The 19,940-nt window shown below is 57.1% G+C and carries 17 protein-coding genes; 11 read left to right on the top strand and 6 right to left on the bottom strand.

The features are described 5' to 3' along the window. Window positions 1-495: 495 nt before the first annotated feature. The 8 genes from ACZ881_RS08970 to ACZ881_RS08935 all read left to right on the top strand — a co-directional run bounded on the left by ACZ881_RS08970 (window position 496) and on the right by ACZ881_RS08935 (window position 10,028). Window positions 496-1,767: a glycosyltransferase family 4 protein gene (locus tag ACZ881_RS08970; RefSeq protein WP_476114401.1), complete on the top strand. Its 1,272-nt coding sequence runs from the start codon at window positions 496-498 to the stop codon at window positions 1,765-1,767. A 45-nt stretch (window positions 1,768-1,812) separates the two neighbouring features. Further along, on the top strand, window positions 1,813-2,841 hold the full coding sequence (gene gmd / locus ACZ881_RS08965; protein ID WP_017197215.1) for a GDP-mannose 4,6-dehydratase: 1,029 nt from the start codon (window positions 1,813-1,815) through the stop codon (window positions 2,839-2,841). Next, window positions 2,841-3,815 carry a GDP-L-fucose synthase family protein gene (locus tag ACZ881_RS08960; protein WP_309074501.1) on the top strand — a complete coding sequence of 325 codons (975 nt, stop codon included), beginning with the start codon at window positions 2,841-2,843 and terminating at the stop codon, window positions 3,813-3,815. Before gmd ends, ACZ881_RS08960 begins: the two co-directional genes overlap by 1 nt. A gap of 47 nt (window positions 3,816-3,862) precedes the next feature. Then, entirely contained in the window at window positions 3,863-5,299 is a 1,437-nt protein-coding gene (locus ACZ881_RS08955; RefSeq protein WP_476114398.1) for a sugar transferase, read from the top strand. A 39-nt stretch (window positions 5,300-5,338) separates the two neighbouring features. Next, on the top strand, window positions 5,339-6,652 hold the full coding sequence (locus tag ACZ881_RS08950; protein ID WP_476114393.1) for a UDP-glucose dehydrogenase family protein: 1,314 nt from the start codon (window positions 5,339-5,341) through the stop codon (window positions 6,650-6,652). A gap of 153 nt (window positions 6,653-6,805) precedes the next feature. After that, window positions 6,806-8,521 carry a DUF4012 domain-containing protein gene (locus tag ACZ881_RS08945; RefSeq protein WP_476114390.1) on the top strand — a complete coding sequence of 572 codons (1,716 nt, stop codon included), beginning with the start codon at window positions 6,806-6,808 and terminating at the stop codon, window positions 8,519-8,521. 175 nt (window positions 8,522-8,696) lie between these two features. Further along, window positions 8,697-9,314 carry an LPXTG cell wall anchor domain-containing protein gene (locus ACZ881_RS08940; RefSeq protein WP_476114389.1) on the top strand — a complete coding sequence of 206 codons (618 nt, stop codon included), beginning with the start codon at window positions 8,697-8,699 and terminating at the stop codon, window positions 9,312-9,314. A gap of 360 nt (window positions 9,315-9,674) precedes the next feature. Continuing rightward, on the top strand, window positions 9,675-10,028 hold the full coding sequence (locus ACZ881_RS08935) for a VanZ family protein (RefSeq protein ID WP_476114387.1): 354 nt from the start codon (window positions 9,675-9,677) through the stop codon (window positions 10,026-10,028). Between the two features lie 23 nt (window positions 10,029-10,051). Here ACZ881_RS08935 and galU read toward each other — a convergent pair whose 3' ends face one another. Together galU and ACZ881_RS08925 are read right to left on the bottom strand one after the other, a co-directional pair. Continuing rightward, window positions 10,052-10,945 carry a UTP--glucose-1-phosphate uridylyltransferase GalU gene (gene galU / locus ACZ881_RS08930; protein ID WP_476114385.1) on the bottom strand — a complete coding sequence of 298 codons (894 nt, stop codon included), beginning with the start codon at window positions 10,943-10,945 and terminating at the stop codon, window positions 10,052-10,054. 397 nt (window positions 10,946-11,342) lie between these two features. Continuing rightward, the gene (locus ACZ881_RS08925) at window positions 11,343-12,167 is read right to left on the bottom strand and encodes an alpha/beta fold hydrolase (protein WP_476114381.1); all 825 of its coding nucleotides are present in this window, start codon (window positions 12,165-12,167) and stop codon (window positions 11,343-11,345) included. Window positions 12,168-12,817: 650 nt separating this feature from the next. Here ACZ881_RS08925 and ACZ881_RS08920 point away from each other — a divergent pair. The 3 genes from ACZ881_RS08920 to ACZ881_RS08910 all read left to right on the top strand — a co-directional run bounded on the left by ACZ881_RS08920 (window position 12,818) and on the right by ACZ881_RS08910 (window position 15,639). After that, complete coding sequence (locus ACZ881_RS08920; RefSeq protein ID WP_476114379.1) at window positions 12,818-14,269, top strand: hypothetical protein; 1,452 nt, start codon at window positions 12,818-12,820, stop codon at window positions 14,267-14,269. Between the two features lie 242 nt (window positions 14,270-14,511). Next, complete coding sequence (locus tag ACZ881_RS08915) at window positions 14,512-15,270, top strand: SGNH/GDSL hydrolase family protein (RefSeq protein WP_476114377.1); 759 nt, start codon at window positions 14,512-14,514, stop codon at window positions 15,268-15,270. A gap of 132 nt (window positions 15,271-15,402) precedes the next feature. After that, entirely contained in the window at window positions 15,403-15,639 is a 237-nt protein-coding gene (locus ACZ881_RS08910) for a helix-turn-helix domain-containing protein (RefSeq protein WP_476114375.1), read from the top strand. Window positions 15,640-15,795: 156 nt separating this feature from the next. Here the strand turns inward: ACZ881_RS08910 and ACZ881_RS08905 are convergent, their stop codons facing one another. From ACZ881_RS08905 to ACZ881_RS08890, 4 genes are all read right to left on the bottom strand, one after another. Beyond that, window positions 15,796-16,731 (bottom strand): alpha/beta fold hydrolase, encoded by a 936-nt coding sequence (locus tag ACZ881_RS08905; RefSeq protein ID WP_476114373.1) that lies wholly within the window; start codon window positions 16,729-16,731, stop codon window positions 15,796-15,798. Window positions 16,732-16,856: 125 nt separating this feature from the next. Further along, window positions 16,857-18,104: an FG-GAP repeat domain-containing protein gene (locus tag ACZ881_RS08900; RefSeq protein ID WP_476114371.1), complete on the bottom strand. Its 1,248-nt coding sequence runs from the start codon at window positions 18,102-18,104 to the stop codon at window positions 16,857-16,859. A gap of 250 nt (window positions 18,105-18,354) precedes the next feature. Continuing rightward, window positions 18,355-19,245 (bottom strand): polysaccharide deacetylase family protein, encoded by an 891-nt coding sequence (locus ACZ881_RS08895; RefSeq protein ID WP_476114368.1) that lies wholly within the window; start codon window positions 19,243-19,245, stop codon window positions 18,355-18,357. Further along, a complete protein-coding gene (locus ACZ881_RS08890; RefSeq protein WP_178997499.1) occupies window positions 19,242-19,940 on the bottom strand; it encodes a fumarylacetoacetate hydrolase family protein in 699 nt (232 codons plus the stop codon). The genes ACZ881_RS08895 and ACZ881_RS08890 overlap by 4 nt, the downstream gene beginning before the upstream one ends.

The raw sequence follows: 19,940 nt of genomic DNA, 5'->3' as shown, positions 1-19,940 counted from the left end.
GCAACGGGAAGTTACCCACGCGCCGGATTCGATTGTGACCGGACTGGTTATCAGGGCCATGTCGGTACGAAGGGCGTGACTCCCGCTGGTTATGAAGGCTTCTTGTGAAATAACACAATTATCTCCAACGGTTACAAGGTCCTGATTGTGAAACCAAACACCTTCACCTATCCAGCAGTTATCGCCGATACTCAGGTTCCAGGGGAACGACACGCGAGTGCGCGGACGGAAAGTGACGTTTGAGCCGATCTTAGCCCCGAACTTCCGCAGTACGGCGGTACGCAGCCTGGAGCTGATCTGCCAGGAATTCGTGACCAGGAGCCGTTCGGCGATAGCCCAAAGATAGATTTGTGACTTAGGACGACTCCAAGCCGCCCGCTCCCCCGGAGCGCTTGCCAAGTCGATTACAGGTACGTCCGGAGCCGCGCCGGCAGCCGTTTTCTCTGATGCGTCCATTGCGCCTCTCAACAAATATGTAGAGTTGTTTACACAACTGTGACAGAGTCAGCATATTCTTTGACTGTGAACAATCCCAAGCTCCGAGTCACAATCATAGGACTCAACTATTCCCCTGAGCCCACAGGCAACGCGCCCTACACGACGAGCTTGGCAGAGGGGCTCGCAGCATCAGGTCACCAAGTTACCGTGCTCACCGGCTACCCACATTATCCGATGTGGCAACGCAGCCCCGAATACACTGGTTGGGTGCGCTCGGAGCTCGTAAATGGAGTACGCGTTAAGAGGCTCCGGCACTACGTCCCCAGGAAACCAACCCTCGTCAATCGCATGCATATGGAGCTGAGCTTTGGGCTACGTGTGATGTTCGCCAGGTGGAACAAGCCAGACGCAGTACTGGTGGTGAGCCCAGCGCTATTTTCGAGTGGGATGGCCATAGCCCGGACCAAGCTAAGACCAAACCGCCCCGCAGTAGGACTGTGGGTACAGGATATTTACAGCAGGGGCATCGTGGAGACCAGGTCCGGTGGGAGTCTTGTAGCCAAACTCATGGGCGCCTTCGAGTCGGCAATCCTTCAGGGAGCGGATGGAGTTGCCGCGATCCACGACCGATTTAAAAACTTCATCGTAGATTCACTTTCGGTTGCGCCGGAACGAGTGAAAGTTATCAGGAACTGGACACACCTGCCTGCTGCTCCTGTCAGTGGGCAGCAAGAAATGCGCGCAAGATTGGCTTGGGAGCCGGACGACGTCGTGGTGTTGCACGCCGGCAACATGGGAATGAAGCAAGGTCTGGAAAACGTCATTGATGCAGCTCGTATCGCGGAAGAATCTGACAGCCGACTGAAGTTCGTGCTCATGGGTGACGGCAACCAGCGGCGGAAGCTTGAGGAAATGGCCTCCGGTCTACGGCGGATCGACTTCTTGGATCCTCTACCCGGTGATGAATTCCAAGTCGCGCTCTCCGCGGCTGACTTTTTGCTTGTCAATGAACTGCCCGGCGTCAAAGACATGGCCGTACCAAGCAAACTCACCTCCTATTTCAACGCGGGAGTACCAGTAGTTGCCGCAACAGACGATGGGAGTGTAACTGCCGCAGAAATAGCCGCCTCAGGGGGTGGCCTGCGCGTCGATGCAGCCTCTCCCGCAAAATTAGTAGAGGAACTCGAACGGCTATCACAAGAAACACAAGAAAAACAGGACATGGCCGCCAACGGCCTGAGGTTTCGCCAAGTCACATTGTCTGAGGACACCGCAATCGCCCACTATGATGAGTTCCTGTCGAGCATCGTCTCGACACGGAGCCGCTAGGCCCACCCGACTCTTCAACGCACAAATTCTCTAATGGGGGGATCCATGGTAAAGCGCGCGCTAATTACTGGTATCACTGGTCAGGACGGGTCGTACCTGGCCGAGCTTCTTCTCAAGAAGGGCTACGAAGTCCACGGTCTTATTCGACGGGCTTCGACATTCAACACAGCGCGGGTCGATCATCTATATGTTGATCCTCATGACCCGACCGCAAAACTCTTCTTGCACTACGGTGACTTAAGCGACGGTGCCCGTCTGGTGACGTTGATTGCAGAAATTAGGCCCGACGAGGTCTACAACCTTGCTGCTCAATCCCACGTGAGGGTGTCATTCGACGAACCCGAGCACACGGGAGACACCACCGGCATCGGTTCCATCCGGCTACTTGAAGCAGTGCGGATGTCCGGAGTTAACACAAGGTTTTATCAAGCTTCCTCATCTGAAATGTTCGGGGCGACGCCTCCCCCCCAGAACGAAGAAACGCCCTTCTACCCGCGTTCTCCCTACGGAGCTGCAAAGGTCTATAGCTACTGGGTTACGAAGAATTACCGCGAAGCCTATGGCATGTTTGCAGTCAACGGAATCTTGTTCAACCACGAATCACCGCGTCGCGGCGAAACGTTCGTGACGAGAAAGATCACCCGCGCCGTCGCAGCCATTAAAGCTGGAAAGCAGGACCTGCTCTACATGGGCAACCTCGATGCCGTCCGCGACTGGGGCTATGCCGCAGAATACGTAGAGGGTATGTGGCGAATGCTTCAGGTAGACGAGCCTGACGACTTTGTTTTGGCGACTGGCGGCAACTACACCGTTCGTGATTTTCTGCAGATCGCCTTTGAGCACGCGGGTTTGGACTGGGAAGAACACGTTCGTTTCGATGAGCGCTATCTGCGTCCCACCGAAGTCGACGCCCTTGTTGGTGACGCGTCGAAGGCTCACGAAAAGCTTGGTTGGAAAGCCACCGTCGAAACGCCCGAACTGGCTCGAATCATGGTAGACGCTGATATCGAAGCACTTAAGCACGCTGGCAACCACTGGATCGACACGGTGGACCTTGAGAGTTGGAAGAGCTGATGACCGATTCAGTTGAGTTCCGGCCTGGTCCGCTTGACCGGGATGCAAGTTTCTACGTGGCAGGTCACCGAGGACTCGTAGGTTCTGCAATCTGGCGCAGGCTGGAGGCAGAGGGTTTCGAACGTTTGCTCGGACGAACTTCTTCCGAACTCGATCTCAAAAATCGGGACGACGTGTTTGCCTTCTTTGCGGAACACAAGCCTCGCTACGTAGCCTTGGCCGCAGCCAAAGTGGGCGGCATCCTCGCCAACAGCACATACCCGGTGGATTTTCTCAGCGATAACTTGAGGATCCAGGTAAACGTGCTTGATGCTGCGCGCGAACACGGTACGGAACGTTTACTCTTCCTGGGATCTTCATGCATCTATCCGAAGTTTGCTGATCAACCGATCCGTGAAGATTCGTTGCTTACCGGACACCTGGAACCTACAAATGATGCCTACGCGATCGCGAAGATCGCAGGCATCATGCATGTGCAAGCGATCCGTCGTCAGTACGGCTTGCCATGGATTTCTGCAATGCCTACTAATCTCTACGGACCTGGCGATAACTTTTCCCCGACGGGATCGCACGTCCTTCCAGCCCTTATTCGTCGTTACGACGAGGCTGTAGCAGAAGGCGTCTCCAGCGTCACGAATTGGGGGTCGGGCTCACCTCGCCGAGAATTCCTTCATGTGGATGACATGGCCTCGGCGTGCCTTCACCTGTTGGAGAACTACGACGGTCCGGAGCAAGTCAACGTTGGGACCGGTTCTGACGTGACCATCAAAGACCTTGCCGGAATTGTCGCGAATGCAGTCGGATACGAAGGCGACATCGAGTGGGACACGTCAAAGCCCGACGGCACACCTCAGAAACTCCTTGATGTATCCAATCTTGCCCAGGCGGGATGGAAAGCATCCATTGGTCTTGAAGAAGGTATCCGTTCGACTGTCGCTTGGTACCGCTCAAAGCACGGACAAGTCCGTAGCTAGTTGTCGCTGGGTTCATGGTTCTTGATACCGGAAGTGGGGGGACTCTTTTGAGTCGCGACAAGGCGTGGCAAATACAGGCATCCCGGAGACTCCGGGTTGCAGACGCGTTCGTCATTATCTGGGCAGTAGTTGGCGCTTACGTGATTCGTTTCGGATTCGAACCTGACTTTGTCATTTCAGGTCAGGAACCCAATTACGTGTGGGTTTCTATTGCCCTTGCCGTCGTGTGGTGGTTCATGCTGGGCGCTTGGAACAGCCGACAGAGCCGAATTCTCGGAGCCGGGCCGGACGAATACAAGCGTGTGGCAGCGGCCTCACTGTGGCTTTTTGGCCTTGTTGCCATCATTTCCTACTCACTGAGAATCGAAACAGCTCGAGGATACGTGGGCATAGCTTTGCCGGTCGGGTTGGCTGGGCTACTTCTCGCCCGGTGGTTGCTCCGCCAACACCTCAGCGTCGCAAGACAAAAAGGTCACAGTATGTCCCGGCTTCTTCTGCTGGGTGGTCCAAGTGCCGTAGCACACCTTGCATCGTCACTCCACGGAGCAAAGCACTCGGGATATCTTCCTGTGGCGGCCTACACTCCCGGCGTCGTCGAAACTCCGAGCATCGAACCCGAATCTGGGCTGCCAATTCTCGGCCATCAAGCAGACACAGCGTCCGTTCTCGCCGCCATCGATGAATGTAACGCAGATGCGGTCGCCGTCTCTGCGGGCGTGCAGCTCCATCCCCAAACCATCCGCCATCTGGGCTGGGAACTGGCAGCTCGAAACGTCGGGCTGATCATGGCACCAGCACTTACAGACATCGCAGGGCCGCGAATTCACACGCAGCAGGTTGCTGGGCTCCCCCTGATCCACGTGACGACGCCTACCCTCGAGGGCGGGCAACGCGTGGCCAAACGTCTCTTTGACATAGTGGTTTCGGGGATTCTCATTATTCTGGCCGCGCTGCCGATGCTCGTGATCGCGGCATGCGTGAAGCTCGACAGCAAAGGTCCTGTTTTATTCAAACAAGACCGCGTAGGCATGGAAGGAAAGCATTTCCAAATGCTCAAATTCCGCTCCATGGTCGTAGATGCGGAAGCGCGTTTGGCTGAGCTCCAGCAGCGCAATGAAGGCAACGGACTGCTCTTCAAGATCAAGGATGACCCCCGAATTACACGCATTGGAGGGGTGCTACGCAAGTACAGCTTGGACGAGCTTCCTCAGTTGTTCAACATCCTGGCTGGCTCCATGAGCCTTGTTGGTCCCCGACCGCCGTTGCCCCGGGAAGTCGAGGCTTACGAGCACGATGTCCGAAGGCGCCTCCTGGTCAAGCCCGGATTGACAGGTCTTTGGCAAGTCAGCGGCCGTTCAAACCTGTCTTGGCAGGATTCGGTTCGGTTGGATCTCTACTACGTCGAAAATTGGTCGCTGGCTGGCGACCTCGTAATCATTCTCCGCACAGTCCGTGCTGTATTCCACAGCACAGGCGCTTACTAGCACATAACCGCGCAGAGAACTGCGGAAGGAACCAATCGAATGCGTATTTCAGTTATTGGCTGTGGCTATCTTGGCGCTGTCCACGCTGCCTGTATGGCCAAGCTAGGTCATGAAGTCGTCGGAATCGACGTGGATGCCCGCAAGATTGCTGATCTGTCAGCTGCGAGAGCCCCATTTTACGAGCCTGGCCTTGAAGCACTGCTCGAGGATGTTCAAGAGACCGGACGCCTTTCTTTCACCACCGATATGGCGGCTGCAGCAGGCAGCGACGTCCACTTCATTTGTGTCGGAACGCCCCAGAAAAAGGGGGAAAACGGCGCCGACATGACATATGTGGACGCTGCAACTATTGGGCTTCTTCCCCACTTGGCTGCCGGTGACCTCGTTGTCGGAAAATCAACCGTGCCTGTTGGGACAGCCGCACGCCTCGCATCCTTGATCTCCGAACATCAACCAGACGTGCACCTTGTCTGGAACCCCGAATTCTTGCGTGAGGGTCACGCCGTCGACGACACTCTTCACCCTGATCGGTTCGTATACGGAGTGAGCGATGGCTCAGAGGAACATGCCGCCGTAGCCGTTTTGGATGAGGTGTATGCGTCGCCGCTTGCGAGCGGCACTCCGCGTCTGGTGACCGACCTGCCCACCGCCGAATTGGTCAAGACCGCAGCAAATTCCTTCCTTGCAACCAAGATTTCATTCATAAATGCCATGGCTGAGCTGTGTGAGGCTGCCGGCGCAGACGTTACGAGGCTTGCGGACGCCATCGGTATGGATGACCGGATCGGCCGGAAGTTCCTCCACGCCGGGATCGGGTTTGGGGGCGGCTGCCTTCCAAAGGATATTCGAGCCTTCATGGCTAGAGCTGGGGAACTCGGCGCCGACCAAGCTCTGACATTCCTCCGCGAAGTCGACGCGATTAATATGCGACGCAGGACAAGGGTGGTCGAGCTTACTCGCGAGCTATGCGGCGACGGACTCCTAGGTAAGCGAGTAACCGTACTTGGGGCAGCATTCAAGCCTGAAAGCGATGATGTCCGGGACTCACCTGCTCTCAGCATTGCAGCACAGTTGCAATTGCAAGGGGCAGTGGTGACTGTTACCGACCCGAAGGCGTTGGCTAACGCTGCACGTCGCTTTCCTGAACTTCAATATGTACAAGACGTCGAATCGGCACTCCAGAATGCTGACATCGTATTGCTCCTGACGGAATGGCAGGAGTACCGGGAGCTCGATCCACATGTGTTGGCCGGCACAGTTGCGACGCCACGAATTCTCGACGGTCGGAACGTTCTGGATCCTGCAAAGTGGCGAGCTGCGGGATGGCTCTATCGTGGGCTGGGACGGCCGTAGCCAGTGAGCGGAAACCAACAAGCCACAAACGCAGATGACGAGGGCACAGCTCGCAAGCCTAAGCGTTCCCGGAGAAAACTGCGCCGCCGGATCATTGTGCTAAGTATCTGGACCGCTGCCCTGGCTATCGCATTGTTGGGCGTATCCTCTTGGGTGGGCTTGAAAGCGGCCGATGTGAAGTCGGAGTTGCAAGCCGCGACGGCGCTACTGCCCAGCCTCAAGAAGGACATAGCTGCAAACGATGCCGCAGCTGCGGCGGCAACCGTCGATTCATTGGTACAGCACACGAAGGCCGCTCGCGATGCTGCCAACGACCCGGTATGGAAAGCAACTGCTCTCTTGCCTTGGGTGGGACCTAACCTCCAAGCCGCCGCCGAAGTGGCAATTTCAGCGGACGATGTGGCGCGCCTTGGAGCTGCTCCCCTTGTGAAAGCCTTTCAATCGCTCGATTGGAAGTCTCTAGCTCCTTCGGCAGATGGCATGAACCTCACCCCATTAAAAACAGCAGAACCGCAAGTTCAGGCTGCAGCTCATGCGGTTCGAGAGTCTTCCCGCCGTCTAAACAACATTGAGACAGCAAACCTTCTCCCTCAAGTCTCCGAACCACTTATTGACGCCAGGGATAAGCTTTCATCGCTCCAAAGCGAACTCGACTCGGCAGCTGACGCCGCACGATTGGCTCCTGACATGCTTGGTGCAGAGAGGCCGAGACGCTATCTCCTCCTTATGCAAAACAATGCCGAATCCCGGGCCACTGGAGGGATTCCAGGCGCACTGGCCGTCCTCAATGTGGACAAAGGCAAACTTAAGCTCGAATCGCAGACAAGTGCCGCGGCCTTGGGAGCCTTTATTCCCCCGGTACCGATCGATGCTGAACAGCAAGCCATCTACACCCCTCGCGTTGGCAGATTCATGCAGGATGTCAATCTCACGCCAGACTTCGCCACAACGGCTAAGACAGCTCGCGCGATGTGGGAAAAAAGTTCAGGTGAACAATTGGATGGAGTATTGTCACTCGATCCTGTCGCCCTGAGCTTTATTCTCGAAGCAACTGGGCCAGTGCCAATCACGGACCCTACCGTGCAGCAGATCGGATCCGAGTTGCCCGCACAGCTAACTAGTAAGAACGTTGTGCAGACCCTTTTGTCGGATGCGTACGCAAAGATAGACGAACCGAAGCTTCAAGACGTCTACTTCGCCGCCGCAGCTAAAGAAATTTTCGGTGCCCTATCCTCTGGAACAACAGATGCTAAGCGACTGATGGATGCTCTTTCCAAGGGAGTCGAGGAACGCCGGATTCTTCTGTGGTCGAACTCCACAGCAGAACAGGACACTCTTGGACGATACCCACTCGGCGGCATGATTTCTGGTTCCGCCATCGCTCCAGCTCAGTTCGGTATCTATTTCAATGACGGCACAGGCGCCAAAATGGACTACTGGATGCAGCGAACTGTGCAGGTGGTCAAAGACTGCACACGAGATGGTTACCGCGAGGTGGCCGTGAGGGTGACGAGTACAAATACGGCACCAGCCGATGCAGCGACTTCACTCCCCGCATACGTGACAGGTGATGGTGCGTTCGGTGTCCCGGCAGGTGCGGTCCAAACAAACGTTGTGGCCTATGGTCCAGTTCAGGCAGATATTGACACAGTTGTAAGAGATGGTGTCAAGATACCCTTCGCCGCTCAGCGACATAGCCAACGCGGTGTAGGTACAACCACCATCAGGCTGGGGCCGGGTGAGAGCACTACTTTGGAGTTCAATTTTGGCCACATCGTTCAGCACTCGACCCCTGAAATAGCTGTCACGCCCACAACTCAGGCGGTCAAGGATGTCATCTTGGCTCCACAGCCCGCTTCCTGTGAATAGAGAAAGACGCGCACGTTAATCCTTTGTAACGGGTATGGATTTTCTTTGCAGCTTGCAAGCATTGAATGGTAAGTTCTACGTGGGCAGCATAATGAGATTTCACTTACGGTCTCGTAGGGTCTCGGAAATCTCCAACACCACGTCGTACCACTTAAAGGTCTCAGGGGGGACACACATGAGGAAATCTCTTGCAGCGCTTACGCTCGCAGGCTCCATCGCACTTCTCGGCGCAGTTCCGGCCGTAGCAAACAACGCCAACTACCCGGCACCCAACACATCCGTCGCCGTTTCCGATGCCTCCGTGGCGCCGGGTGAAGCATTTGTCTTCAGCGGCACGGGCTTTACCCCGGGCGAAGGCATCACCATCACCGTAACGCCGACGGGAACACCTGCGGCAAGCGGCAGCGTCTCCGCTGGTAGCCTCTCCGTTTCGGCACGCATTCCGCTGGCCCCGTCCAACATTTCAACGGTGGCTGATGGGAACGGTGCATTCTCTGCTTCAATCGTCATCAACGAGCCGGGCGCCTACGCACTCACTGCCACAGGCAACTCCTCCGGAGTAACCGTTGGACCGGTAACGGTAGTAGTCGGTGGCGCAGCCCTCTCCAACACGGGCGGCACCACCGGAACGGGCACAAACCTGGCAAACACTGGCGGTGTGCCGCTGGCCAACACTGGCGCTGACTCCAGCCTTATCCTGTGGTCCCTCGTTGGCGCAGGCGCGCTGGCAGCCGGCACGGCATCCGTCGTGGTAGCTCGCCGTCGGGCAAAGGGCACCGAGGCTTCAGCATAATTTAGACCAAGCCACTTGAGGGTGGGTTGTCAACGCACTTTGTTGGCAATCCACCCTTTTGTTTTGATCCGTTTCCCCCATGGACCCAGCTGTGGTATTCATAGGGACTATGGGGCGACATTGGAGAAGACGTGGATGGCGTGTTGATCTGCAACTTCCACGCATCCACTTACCCAACTTGCCGCAGGATTTCCCACAATACTTACTACTAGGTTTACTTGCTGCAGCTGCGTTCAGCGTCAGTGCTTTCGCTCTCCTACGAACTTCCTGAAGGTAGGCTTGAAAAACCCGCTCCCTTGGCGAATTCTCTTGGCCTCATACATAGCTGGTCTAGCAGTCGTTGGTTTTTGGCCCACGCCCGTGGATCAACCCATTTACGGAGAACTTGCCGCAGTCCTCAGGTATTTCCACGAAGTTGGTGTTCCACGGTGGTTCGACTACCACGTAGTAGAAGCGTCGGCCAACGTAGCCATGTTTATCCCATTCGGATTTCTTACCCGAATGGCTCTGCCGGCCACGGCCTGGTGGCAAGTAGCGGGCATCGGTTTATTGGCTTCGACATGCATGGAGCTGGGGCAGTTGCTGTTTCTTGCTGCCCGCTTTTCAAGTCTTTTAGATGTTGTCACAAACACCCTTGGTGCCGTTATTGGCATAGCAAGCGCCCGGTTGCTTCTGCGAAGAACGGCCCAGCAGGCTGCTGAAGCCTCGCGCTGACTATTTTGGACAGTAGACCTAAATCAGTTGACTAAACCCTTCATCCACGACTTCAACTCCTCGCCAAATTCCGCCTGTTCGGTAGCCAGGCTGATTACCGCCTTGAGGTAACTAAGCTTGTCTCCCGTGTCGTACCGCCTACCGCGGAAAATGACACCGTAGACGCCAGAGCCCTCGCCTTCGATTGAAATCAGGCTCTGAAGCGCGTCGGTCAATTGGATTTCACCGCCCCGGCCAGGTTCCGTGGTTTCCAAGACGTCGAAGACTGCCGGGTGCAAAACATAGCGTCCGATAACAGCTAACCCTGACGGGGCTTCTTCAACTTTCGGCTTCTCAACCAAGGCATTGACCCGCACGAAACGTTCGCCGACGATCGCCGAGACGTCGGCACAGCCATAGGCACTGATTTGTGATGGATCAACTTCTACTAGCGCAACCACCGAACCACCAGTTTCGGCTTGGACATCCATCATGGTTGTGAGGAGTTCGTCGCGCTCGTCTATCAGATCATCCCCCAGCAAGACGGCGAATGGCTCATTCCCCACATGCTGGCGGCCGCACAACACTGCGTGCCCCAGTCCCTTGGGCTCGCCCTGCCGAACGTAGTGAATAGGACCGAGCTCTGAGGAGTATCGAACCGCGCCCAGGCGCGTCTCGTCCCCTTTGGCTTCCAAAGTCTGTTCGAGATCGGGAGCGCGATCAAAGTGGTCTTCTAAAGCCCTCTTACTGCGTCCAGTGATCATAAGTAAGTCCGTGAGACCAGCGTTGACGGCCTCCTCAACTACATACTGGATGGCCGGCGCATCCACCACCGGCAGCATCTCCTTTGGCATGGCCTTAGTAGCAGGCAAAAAACGGGTTCCCAGCCCAGCAGCCGGAATAACAGCTTTTCGCACAGTGCTCCCCCAATGAGTCATGAACAAACCATATAGCTCGCGGATGAAATGCGAAATTAGCTGCCCAATATTGCCAACGGCTTAACAAGCTGCCTTAGCATTAGGCGTGAGCTGCCCGCATCAGGCCCTTGCCCAAGCTTGATGCGGGCAGCTTACACAGCCTTGCAGGCATGGCTGCCACGTCCGCAAATTCGTCTGAGGCCAAGAACAGTGCCAATACAGGATAATGAGGGCAGTGCGTCCTGCACTCTTGATTGGGGGAACATGCCGAATTTCTTAATTAATGAGGGACTCGAGAGCGAAGAGGTAATCACCGCAGCGAGGGCGACGGAGGGGAATATTCAATGGTGGTTCTACGACGATTGCAATCGAGCACAAGAGACTCGCTTGCAGCGTCATGTGCAAACAATCCGGGAAGTCATCCATCCCTGAGGTAGCTGGCGAGAAAATCTCTCGTGTCCTCAGCAACCCGCTCCGGACACTCCCAGAGCACCAAATGCCCCGTCGCTCCGTAGATCTTCAATTGCGAACGGGGAATGCGTGCAGCGAGGGTCGCTTGATGGTGACGCGGTACTAAATGATCATGTGCACCCCACAGAATCAGTGTGGGAACTGAAAGAGAGCCCAGCTCGGTTGGTGGTGCAGCCTCGTAGAGGCCTCGCAGGGATGCCTTCCAGATAGCCGCCGGCATGCCGAGCCCATCCTGCACGCGGTCTTCGATATAGGATGTTGGCACTTCATGCAAAAGCCGATACCAGGACAACGTATTGCGAACCCATTCCTCTGAAATCGGATCATGCAGCAGGTCCACTTCGTCAGCAAACGGAGGTCTCACGTGCAGGCTGAGGGGAACTCCGACAAGAATGAGCGATGCCACGAATTCCGGGTGCGTGACCGCAAGTTGCTGCGCCACGTATCCCCCGCTGGATGAGCCTAAAACATGTGCCCGCTCAATGCCCAAGGCGTCCAAGAGCGCAACAACATCTTCAACGACGTCATTGAGTGAGTATCCTGTCTCAGGTTTGTCCGCCTGACCATGGCCGCGAAGATCAGGTGCCACCAGCACCTGAGACGACAATGAGGCAATTAACCGCTCAAAACTGCGCCAGGATTCTCCCCAGGCATGCAAAAGCAGCAGAGGCGGGTCGCCGCCGTCATCGGGTATTTCATTCAGGTGTCCGTGAACCAAACACGGCGTCCGAATTCCCGTACGCAGTGCGAGAGTCCTAACTTCGGACTTCATCACCCAAGCGTACGCCTGCCGTGCTCTCGTCACGAGGCCGCAGACTCGACGGGATAAGTCTGGAGCGCGACAATTCACATGAAACATTCAGACATTCAGACAAGTAGCCATATGCTGATGCGGGCGGCACGCCTCACTCAAATGTTGCCCAAACAGAGGCGTGCCGCTGCAACCACCACAACTATCACCCATGGGCACTCTTCGCGACCCAGAACTCACCGCACCAGAACTAGCAATATTGCTCTTTGAAGGGAACTACACCGCGTGCCGTATATAGACATCAACCCTCACAAAACGAGACCCAAGTGGCAGGCCTATGTCGGTCTTGGATTACTTCTCGTCGCGACTATCGCAGTCGTGAGCCTCGCTCTCACAACCCGCTAGAACGCGCCTTACCATCCTCGTAACCGGCCCGCAGGTTCTCGGCAGTGTCTACGCTACGAAGCACGTGCAGGATGCTCTGTTGGTCGCAGCAATAGCATGTCAGCCGCCCCCTGGTATGGACGCCTGCGGGGCTTTATTGCAGATGCGATTGCAGGCATCGCTTGCGTCTGACGTCACAAGTGCAGGCATTCTGGCTTGTGGCACGTACAACTAGCGGGGCCGACGATAGACTGTCCATTGCATCTTGTTGAAACGCTGGGGGACCCTTGAGCGGTAACTACCTTTTTTGGCCGACCTTGACACTGATTATCGGATTTTTGGCATGGCTGGTCGGCACGAAACTACGCCGGGGTTCGCTGCTTAGTCCTTACTCGCTTATGCTGCTGATCCTAGTTTCGATCTTCGGCGTTCGCCCGCTGCTTATGCCAGACGAGCCAAAGTCGTTCGGCTTCTATGGCATTGACATCAGTCTTGGATTCGAGGATGCCACATTCCTCGGCTTCGTCGGCACGATCAGTTTCATAGTAGGAGCCCTTTCTTGGCGCCTACTGGTGGCCCGGAAGCAAGAGCCGCTAACCACAACTGATCTGACACCTGTCCAACCGTGGGCACCGCGTCGGTCGGTAGTCATCGCCTGGTCCCTGAGCATAGGCTGGCTTCTCCTCATGATCGTGGTCGGCGGTGGAGTCGGTTTCCTCGCCCAACTATTTGGGGGGCGTTCTGAGGCCGTCATTTCCAAGCTTGAGAACGTTCCGGCTTTTGTTGGGGCGCTGCCGGCCATTGGATGTCTTGTTATTGCAACAGTCAGATTCCGGTATGAAAGGCTGCAGCCATACACCAAGTCGCAGAACATCGCGTATTGGCTTGTTGCAATCGGATCAATCGTTCCACCCTCGGCATTGGGGACCCGGCGTTACCTCATACCCTGTGTCATCATCGCGCTCATGGGCACACTGTCGAACCACTGGCAGAAGCGGATCAAACCGTCCTGGATTGTTGTCGGTGTTGTAGCGTTTGTTGCGCTAGCCATCCTCCCATTTGTCCGCAGTGCGGGTTCCAGGACGGCCCGCGGTGAAGCTGACCTTGTTGGCGCGATGGGCGCCTACTTCCAAGATGTCGGGCTTCGTGGAACGCTGAACAACTTCTTCTTGTCATACGACACTGAAATGTTCAACTACGTTGCCTACATGACCCAGACGATGGGCAAGACCATCCCATTCGGTATGGGTCGCGGCACAATCGGTGAGCTCATCACCATGCCACTTCCTGCTGCTATCACACCCTTCCAGCGGTGGGCTGACTATCTTCTCACGCAGTCCTTCGGGGCCAACTGCGGCTACCAAAGTGCCTGCCCAGTGCCGAGCATCGTGGGGATTTTGTACTCAGACCTAGCATTGCCCGGGCTCGTCGTCGGAATGCTAATTCTTGGAATTATGGCTGCACGCTTCGAACGCCATTTGATGGCCTCTGATGGAACGATGACAGGTGTCCTGCTCTTGACAGCTGGTTTCGCCGTTGCCTTCGCTCGAGGCAACTCCTTGGCACAGGTTTGGATCGCTGTGCAATGCTTCATCGTCTGGTGGGTCGTGCAACGGCTTTTCCTGCACTCGCCCAAAGTCAAGGCCAAGGCATCCCAACCACAGCGCCAAACCACGCAAATGCCGACAACAACACCCATCCCAGATTTGCTCATCAATAGAGCTGGGCCGAGGCGTTAGCAGCCGTCCTTGAGTTGGCTGGGTCGTCGAGAGGGGGACCTGTGTGCCGGTGTTGTCCAGACCGCTTATATATTTGCTCGCGGGCATTATTCCAGAGGAAGCACCAAGATTCCTCACCCTTCCTGCAAAGAACGGCCGTTCGCGGACTGCAACCGCTGCTTCGTTTCCTGCGACGGCATTCAACCGGCCTTATTTGCCTGAGTGCGAACATACAATTCGGCTGTTGACTTACATAGGGTTTCATGGGGGAAATAATGGGCAAGGGCATACCGCAGGCACGTCGAGCATTCCGTTGGCAGTACATTGGTTTGGCCTTGCTCACTGCAGCAGCAATTGTTGTGCTCGGTATTGCCCTATTCGTACGCTTGGACCCACCCGCTTCCGCCGTTACCTACACGTCGTCGCCGCATGCACATGACCTGCCTATCGTCAGCATCATAGGAGACTCCTATACCGCAGGTACGACCCTCGGTGGGATGAACTCCGCTAATTGGACCAAGATTGCAAGGGCTGACCTGTTCGCCGAGGGTCTACAAATGGACCTTTCGGTCCGAGGCCTCGGTGCTGCGGGTTACGCTACCCCAGGTACTGCCAAGCTGATGTTCCCTCAGGTCGTGCCACAGATCATTGGCCCAACCACTGACGTGGTCGTCATTGTCGGTAGCCGAAACGATCTGCGTTCCACACCTGAGGAAGTCCGCGTCGCATCGGCTGAGACCTATGCCTTGGTAAAGAAAACTGCGCCAAACGCGAGGATACTCGTCGTTGGCCCCATCTGGGTCAATGAAAATGTTCCCAGCACCATGACTGCCCTGCGCGACTCCGTGAAGGCGTCCGCCGACAACGCCGGAGCTGCCTTTGTCGACCCGCTAAATGAGGGCTGGTTCTTCGGTGAGAACGCCGCCCTAATAGGCGGGGATAAGGTGAATCCAACAGACGCTGGCCATGTATACATGGCGAAACTAATAGAACCTCACATCAAATCCGCGCTCGCCCCCTAGGACAGAGGGCTTGCTACGCATGTGCCCAGCCAGTACGTTCATCCGGCCGCTGGCGGGCGATGTACGTGACAAGGCCGTTGTTCCCTGGCTGCGGTGACGCAGTTGAGGGCCTCTTCTAGTTATGGTTGTCAGGTGATTGATGAACCGAAGCGCCCCAGATTCTTGACGATCGAGCAGGTAGCCGAGGAGCTAGCTGTTGGGCTTCCTACTGTCCGCCAGTTGTTGAAGTCCGGTGAGTTGCGTGGATTCCAGATCGGTGGGCGGGGTATCTGGCGTATCGGTACCAAGGATCTTGAGGACTATATTGAACAGGCTTACTTGATTGCTGCTGAACGGATAGCTGCCGGCGAGATCGCCGAGGATCTCTAGTGTCGTTATAGGAACCCAAACGGTCCTTGCTGCCGCTGGGGAGCCTGAGTTCTCCCTTCGCGAACCCGGACAACCGCCAACCGCAAAAGTCGGCGGCAGCAGCGCCGTCGTACGCTTTATCCCGTATTGCGAGCGTATTCCGTCGACGCGTCCGTCCTAGCGCCGTCCCGCTTCCCAGTCCCTGATCCCGTCAACGATCTCCCCCGCGTGCGTGTGGTGGAGGTAGTGCTCGCCAGGGAGGGGCACAACGGTGCCGTTAGTGACGCTCGCGGCCTGACGGTGGTGCAGCTCGAGCCACTCCGGGGTTTTCTCGTTCTCGGCGACCACGAACAACAGCAGCGGCAAGTCCTTCGGGAAGCCCGTGCCCTCCGCGCGCTCGAAGTTGGTCTTGATGTGGCCCATCTCGTTGAGGTAGGTGGGTGAGAGCGAGTTCTTGTTGGTGAGCATCTGCATCTGCTCACGGGCGTGGTCTGTGTAGCCTGCGAGGTCACTGGCGGCGGAGGCAGCGTTCATAATCCGGAGCAGGCCGAGGTTCTTCGCCGCGGACATCAGACCGGTGGGGAACTGCGTGTCCATGCCCGGCTGTCCGGGGACACTCGTATCGATGCCGACGAACGCCGTCACCTCCTCCGGGTAGCGGGTGGCGTATTCGATGCCGTAAAGGCCGGCGATGGAGTGACCCATCAGCGTGTAGCGGTCAATGTCCAGCGCCTCGAGTGCGCCATGAACCTCCTGCACGATGTTCTCCGTGGTCCGCTCCTTGCCCGTGCCATCGCTCAAGCCGTAACCGAAGGGCTCCACCACAATCACCCGATGGTCCGTGGCGAGGTCCCTGACCAGCGGCCCGAAGTCCAGGACGGGCGACGACGTGCCGAATCCCGGCAAAAGCACCACGTTCTCCTGCCCGGCACCCGTGACAAGGACGTTCATCTCGCCGCCGTCAACCGACACTCTTTGCCCGTACGACTCGATCCGGTGGCTCTCGCCCTCGCTCGCCACCACATTCACCACGGTGGTGGTCGCTAAGCCGACCGCCAGCACGGCACCAACGGCCGTGACCCCTACGAGCAGCTTCCTAACAGACCTCTTCAAACGTGCCTCTCCCAGGGCACACCGTGCGCCCCTGGCATCCAGCCTCGCCTGCCAGGGCGCCGTGCGCGTCACCCCCAGGTGTTCACTTGAGTACTACTTTCTGAGTAGTTTGGGGTGCGCGGGAATCAGATCAGGTCCTTGAAAATGTCCCAGCCGTTACCGATTTCGGCAACTTCGTAGAGGCCGGTGTCGTATGGATAGGCGCCGCTGTACAGCCGCAGGTCGCCTTCTTGATCTATTGCGATGACGTCATTTCTAGGTCCCCGCCCGGCACTTGTCGGGTTGTAAGTGACCCAGTTTCGGCTGAACACGCCGGCGCCGCTGATCTCGGTCATGGCACCCCATCCAGAACCCACCACGGCGGGCGACTTCCAGTCGCCCTGCCCGTCTGCCGGGTACTGGTGGAGGACACCGCTGTTGTCGCGGGCGAAGATATCCACTGCTCCGTCACCGTTGGTGTCCCCGGGGGCGATGATTTTGTTGAAGATCTGCCAGCCTGCGCCCACCTGCGAGGGTTCCAGCCAACCGCCTTGGCCGTCGCCCGGGTACAGATGCAAGTTTCCATTGCGGTCACGTGCGAGGACGTCGTTGTTTCCGTCCCCGTTGAAGTCTCCGGGACCCACTATGGAATCGAACATGTTCCAGCCTGAGCCGACCTGGGAGGGCGCCAGCCAGCCCCCGTCTCCGTCGCCCGGGTAAAGGTGCAGGTTTCCATAACGGTCGCGGCCGATGGCATCGTTGTAGCCGTCGCCGTCGAAGTCCCCTGGGGAGAAGACAACATCAAAGATGTCCCAGCCCGTTCCGACTACCCTCGGTTCATCCCAGGAGCTGCTGTAATAGCGCCCCTCGAAGGACATGTCCCAGAATCTCCAAGTTGACTCGTACGTGCGGGGGTACAGGACAAGGTCACCGTCGTCAGTTCGGCCCAGAAGCTCGAAGTTCCCGCGCCCTGTCCAACCCATGGCCCGGTTGGAAGCGGCAATGGGCGGTGTTTCGGCGCTGTGATACACCGTTCCTTCCCTGCAAGAGGACTGAGCAGTGAAGGAGATGCGGTTGCCGCGATCCTCCGGGATGAGTTTCAGGAATTCGCCTTGCCGCTCGGCAGGCAGGGGCACACCGTTACTCAGCCACTCCATGGTGAACCCATGCGGGGCCTCCTCCGTCACGGGACAGGAACGCGTGAAGAACCTTCCTATTGTCAGCTCGGATCCCACGTTGGGCATTCCATGCATCAAGGGCACAAACTCGCTTGTAGATGCTATGGCCCCGTCGCCCTCTTCAGCCGTGGCCGGGGCTATGCCCGCCACTGTCGAGCCCACCATCAACACGGCAAGTGCCGCTGATTTCAACGCAAATGCACGAAAAGTTCCCATGATTCCCCCCAGCCCGGATACCCCAATTTGAGCTGAGCCTAACATTCGGCAAGAACCTGGCCCGAGAGCGAGGTTCTCGCGGCCCCCTGGCATCCATACTCGCCTGCCCCAGCGTCGAGCACGTCACGCCCCGTTGTTCACGTGAGAACTACTTTCGCGCTACGCACAGATCGTCCTCCGGGGCGACGGCAGCCTGGTCGTCTTTCCGCCGTCGCCCCTCGTGTTTGCTCCGGACACTTCAGCAGTTCCGTTATAGCGTTGCCATGGTCTCCTGTGTTGCGGTCTGGCGGTGCCAGTCGAGTATTTGCCCGCCTGTCATGAAGACTGATCGTTCATCGGCGCGGATGTGGCTGAGGGCCTGGTCCAGGTATCTCAGCCGATGAGGTGCCGCCATGATGTATGGATGCACAACCAGGGCCATGACCCTTGCGGAGTCTTCGGCGTCTTCGGCCAATTGGTCGAATTGATCCTTGGCTCTTTGAAGGTACTCCCGGGCCGGATGGTGTTGGATGAGCATCATTGCGACGTCGTTGCATTCCTGTGTGTAAGGGATGCTGGTGATGGGCGTGCTTCTTGTCCGGAGTTCCACCGGCTGATCGTCAAGAACCCAGTCGCAGACGTATTCGTAACCTTCCTCGACGAGGATGTCGGGAGTCTCCCAGGTCTCGGTCAGTCCGGGGCCGAGCCAGCCGCGAGGTGCGTGGCCCGTTGCTTTGCGAATGGCTTCGGTGGTGAGGCGGATGTCCTCGCGTTCATCAGGCACCTTTTGCATGTTCTTTTGCCCGAATCCGTGACCAATGAATTCCCAGTTCCGCTCGATCGCTGCCTTTGAAATAGCGGAGTAAGTTGCTACGGCTTTGCCGTTGATGGCAAGCGCCACGGGAATGCCATGTTTGTCCAGTGTCTTCAGCAGACGCCAGAATCCCGTCCTGTTCCCGTATTCGTGCCAGCACCAGTTGGGGACGTCAGGCGTGGGTATTCCGCCGGCAGGGGGTGTGAGTACGGTGCGAGGCATTGCTTCGTCGTCGTTCCACTCCTCGATGTTGACGATGACCCATACAGCTACCTTCTTGCCGTCAGGGAGTAGGCGTCGTGGGCGGTCGATAATCGCGCTGTAGTCGATTCGTTCACTCGGTTTCATGATTCCTCCTGGTCAGTGATGGTGATGCTAAGGGCCGGAAGTCCTGTTATTTCGACACTGATACGATCGCCGGGGCTCACCGCTGAGACACCCGCGGGGGTGCCCGTGAAGATCAGGTCGCCCGGCTCGAGCGTGTACAGCTCGCTGAGTCGCGCGAGTATCTCGGGAACCGACCAGATCATCAGCTGGAGACTTGTCCGTTGCCGCTCTTCCCCGTTGACCTGGAGAACCAGGGTTCCGTTTTCCGGATTCCGGAGGGACTCCTTGGGGAGAATGGGGCCGCAAGGTGCGGACTTATCGAATGACTTTCCGGGTTCCCACGGGCGTGACTGGGAAACGGATGCTTTCTGCAGATCGCGGCGAGTCAGGTCAATACCTGCCGCATAGCCGTAAATGGCATCCATGGACTCCGCAGGGTCGCTGTTCCGCAATCGCTCCCCGACAGCAATGACAAGTTCGCCTTCAAACTGGAAATCTTCTGTTGCCCTCGGGTAGGGAATTGAAGAGCCGTCCAGTTCGATTGCGTCCGTTGGCTTCTGGAAGAAGAAGGGGTCGTCGCGTTCGTCGCCTTCCCGCATTTCGCGGATGTGATCTACGTAGTTCCTTCCGACGCAGTAGATCCGGCGCACAGGGAATCCGGCGTCCGTGCCAACGACGGGGATCAATACCGGGGCTTCTGTCCAAAGTGCTTGCAT

Source organism: Paenarthrobacter sp. TE3676 (assembly GCF_056279165.1).
Note: the sequence above shows the minus strand (reverse complement) of the source record. Positions and strands in the feature narration are given on the sequence as shown.

What these genes read in the sequence shown, in the direction of transcription:
- gmd (WP_017197215.1), top strand. Translation starts at nt 1,813, where the DNA reads ATGGTAAAGCGCGCGCTAATTACTGGTATCACTGGTCAGGACGGGTCG.
- ACZ881_RS08960 (WP_309074501.1), top strand. Translation starts at nt 2,841, where the DNA reads ATGACCGATTCAGTTGAGTTCCGGCCTGGTCCGCTTGACCGGGATGCA.
- ACZ881_RS08950 (WP_476114393.1), top strand. Translation starts at nt 5,339, where the DNA reads ATGCGTATTTCAGTTATTGGCTGTGGCTATCTTGGCGCTGTCCACGCT.
- ACZ881_RS08940 (WP_476114389.1), top strand. Translation starts at nt 8,697, where the DNA reads ATGAGGAAATCTCTTGCAGCGCTTACGCTCGCAGGCTCCATCGCACTT.
- galU (WP_476114385.1), bottom strand. Translation starts at nt 10,945, where the DNA reads ATGACTCATTGGGGGAGCACTGTGCGAAAAGCTGTTATTCCGGCTGCT.
- ACZ881_RS08925 (WP_476114381.1), bottom strand. Translation starts at nt 12,167, where the DNA reads ATGAAGTCCGAAGTTAGGACTCTCGCACTGCGTACGGGAATTCGGACG.
- ACZ881_RS08915 (WP_476114377.1), top strand. Translation starts at nt 14,512, where the DNA reads ATGGGGGAAATAATGGGCAAGGGCATACCGCAGGCACGTCGAGCATTC.
- ACZ881_RS08900 (WP_476114371.1), bottom strand. Translation starts at nt 18,104, where the DNA reads ATGGGAACTTTTCGTGCATTTGCGTTGAAATCAGCGGCACTTGCCGTG.
- ACZ881_RS08895 (WP_476114368.1), bottom strand. Translation starts at nt 19,245, where the DNA reads ATGAAACCGAGTGAACGAATCGACTACAGCGCGATTATCGACCGCCCA.
- ACZ881_RS08890 (WP_178997499.1), bottom strand. Translation starts at nt 19,940, where the DNA reads ATGCAAGCACTTTGGACAGAAGCCCCGGTATTGATCCCCGTCGTTGGC.